Consider the following 2371-nt stretch of genomic DNA (forward strand, 5'->3'; position numbering starts at 1 on the left):
GCCTCGTCCATGTCGGCGGCGGCGTGGCCATGGACCGTCCGCCCAAGCCGAGGTCGGAACCGGCCAGGCCAAAAGTTTACGCCCTCGCCAACCAGGCGCTCGGCTAGGAGGACAACAATGCTCGCCAATTCCCTGATTGAACTCGACCGCGCCCATCTCGTCCATCCGGTCTCCTCATACCGCGGCCATGAGGCGCTCGGCGTGCGTGTCCTGAAATCGGCCAAGGGCGCCACCGTGACCGAAGCATCCGGCCGGCAGTTGATTGACGGCTTCGCCGGCTTGTGGTGCGTCAATGCCGGCTACGGCCACGACAGCATCGTCGAGGCGGCGGCCCGGCAGATGCGCGAGCTGCCCTATGCCACCGCCTATTTCGACCTCGGCTCGGAGCCGGCCATTCGCCTCGCCTCGGAACTGGCCGAGCGCGCTCCGGGGAATCTCAATCACGTCTTCTTCACCCTCGGCGGCTCGGACGCGGTCGACAGCACCATCCGCTTCGTCCGCTACTACTGGAATGCCAGGGGCGAGCCGAAACGCGACCAGTTCATTTCCATCGAGCACGGCTATCACGGCTCATCGGTGGTCGGCGCTGGCCTGACCGCGCTGCCCGCCTTTCACGCCGGTTTCGGCATTCCCTTCGAATGGCAGCACAAGATCCCCTCGCCCTACCCTTATCGCAACCCGGTAGGCGAGGACGGCAACGCGATCACCGCGGCATCGCTCGCCGCGCTGAAGGCCAAGATCGAGGAGATCGGACCGGAGCGGGTTGCCGCCTTCTATGCCGAGCCGATCCAGGGCTCGGGCGGCGTCATCGTCCCACCGAAGGGCTGGATCAAGGCGATACGCGAGCTCTGCCGGCAGTACGGCATCCTGTTCATCGCTGACGAGGTGATCACCGGCTTCGGCCGCACGGGGCCCCTGTTCGCCTGCACGGACGAGCACATCGTTCCCGATTTCATGACGACCGCGAAGGGGCTGACCTCCGGCTATGTTCCGATGGGCGCCGTCTTCATGGCCGATCATGTCTACGACGTCATCGCCGACGGCGCGGGCGCCGCTGCGGTCGGCCACGGCTACACCTATTCGGCCCATCCCGTCAGCGCCGCCGTCGCGCTCGAGGTGTTGAAGCTCTATGAAGACGGCCTTCTGGAGAACGGCATCAAGGCCGGTGCCCGCCTGATGATAGGATTGGCAAGCCTGCGCGACCACCCGCTCGTCGGTGATGTGCGCGGTCGCGGCATGCTGGCCGCGATCGAGCTGGTGGTCGACAAGACGAAGAAAACACCGCTTCCGGCGTCGGCCATACCGGCGCGGCGCGTCTTCGACAGGGCGTGGGACAACGGTCTCATCATCCGCGCCTTTGCCAACGGTGTCCTCGGCTATGCGCCGCCGCTCTGCTGCACCGACGGCGACGTCGACGCTATCATCGAGCGCACGCGCCTCACGCTCGACCAGACGCTGGACGATCCCGACGTCCGTCAGGCCCTGGCATGACGGGCGACGAATTTTTCGTATCTCGAAATATCGCCGGGGCAGACGATTTCGCAATTTTGTGCCGCCCCCTCACGCCTTTTCGGCGAATCCAGCGCGGGGGAAGTGCCAGACTGCCTATAAGACAAGGCCAGAAAGCGCGGATTTATGGGCTTTCGAAAAAGGCCAACGCCCAGGACAGCACGGAATTTTGTTCTGTTCAGCACCATGCAATCCGCTATCGCGCAGAGGAGAGCTAGTTTCTTGGCCAGGGCTTTCAGCGAATTCAAGTACATGACCTTCGATGTCGTCGGCACGCTGATCGACTTCGAAGGCGGCATCACGACTTGCCTGGCCGGGATTGCCGCCGAGACTGGCGTCTCCATCGATGGCGAAGCCGCGCTGGCCCTTTACCGGCAGGCCCGCTACATGCCCGATGCCGGCCTGTTTCCCGACGATCTGGTGCGTGTGTACATGGTCATCGCGCCGCAGCTCGGCCTGCCGGCAGACGAGAAATTCGGCGTCCGCCTGCGCGATTCCGCCGGCGTCTGGAAAGGTTTCCCCGACAGCGCGGCGGCGCTGGCGGACCTCGCGAAATCGCACAAGCTGATTGCCATGACCAATGCCCGACGCTGGGCCCTCGACCATTTCGAGAAGCAGCTCGGATCGCCCTTCTTCGCCACCTTCACCGCCGACGATACCGGAACGGAGAAACCGGATCCGGCGTTCTTCCAGAAGGTCTTCGATTTCGTCGCCTCAAGGGGCGACAGCAAGGACGACATCCTGCACGTCGCGCAAAGCCAGCATCACGACATGGGCATATCCCGGGCACTTGGCCTGACCAATTGCTGGATCGAACGCCGGCATGCCCAGAGGGGCTATGGCGGCACGATCGAGCCCGAGC

2 protein-coding genes are annotated in these 2371 nt (G+C 64.3%); both read left to right on the forward strand.

Going from position 1 to position 2371, the window contains the following annotated elements:
• The first annotated feature begins 117 nt into the window (after positions 1–117).
• Entirely contained in the window at positions 118–1491 is a 1374-nt protein-coding gene (locus EOA33_RS32530) for an aspartate aminotransferase family protein (RefSeq protein WP_127407487.1), read from the forward strand.
• A gap of 240 nt (positions 1492–1731) precedes the next feature.
• The coding region (locus tag EOA33_RS32535) for an HAD-IA family hydrolase (RefSeq protein WP_127407488.1) at positions 1732–2371 on the forward strand (640 nt) is incomplete at its 3' end.

The sequence above is a fragment of the Mesorhizobium sp. M4A.F.Ca.ET.050.02.1.1 genome, from assembly GCF_003997725.1.
Lineage (GTDB): Bacteria > Pseudomonadota > Alphaproteobacteria > Rhizobiales > Rhizobiaceae > Mesorhizobium.

Bases quoted from the DNA above. Each gene is read 5' to 3' on its own strand.
- EOA33_RS32530 (WP_127407487.1), top strand. From the start codon at position 118: ATGCTCGCCAATTCCCTGATTGAACTCGACCGCGCCCATCTCGTCCAT.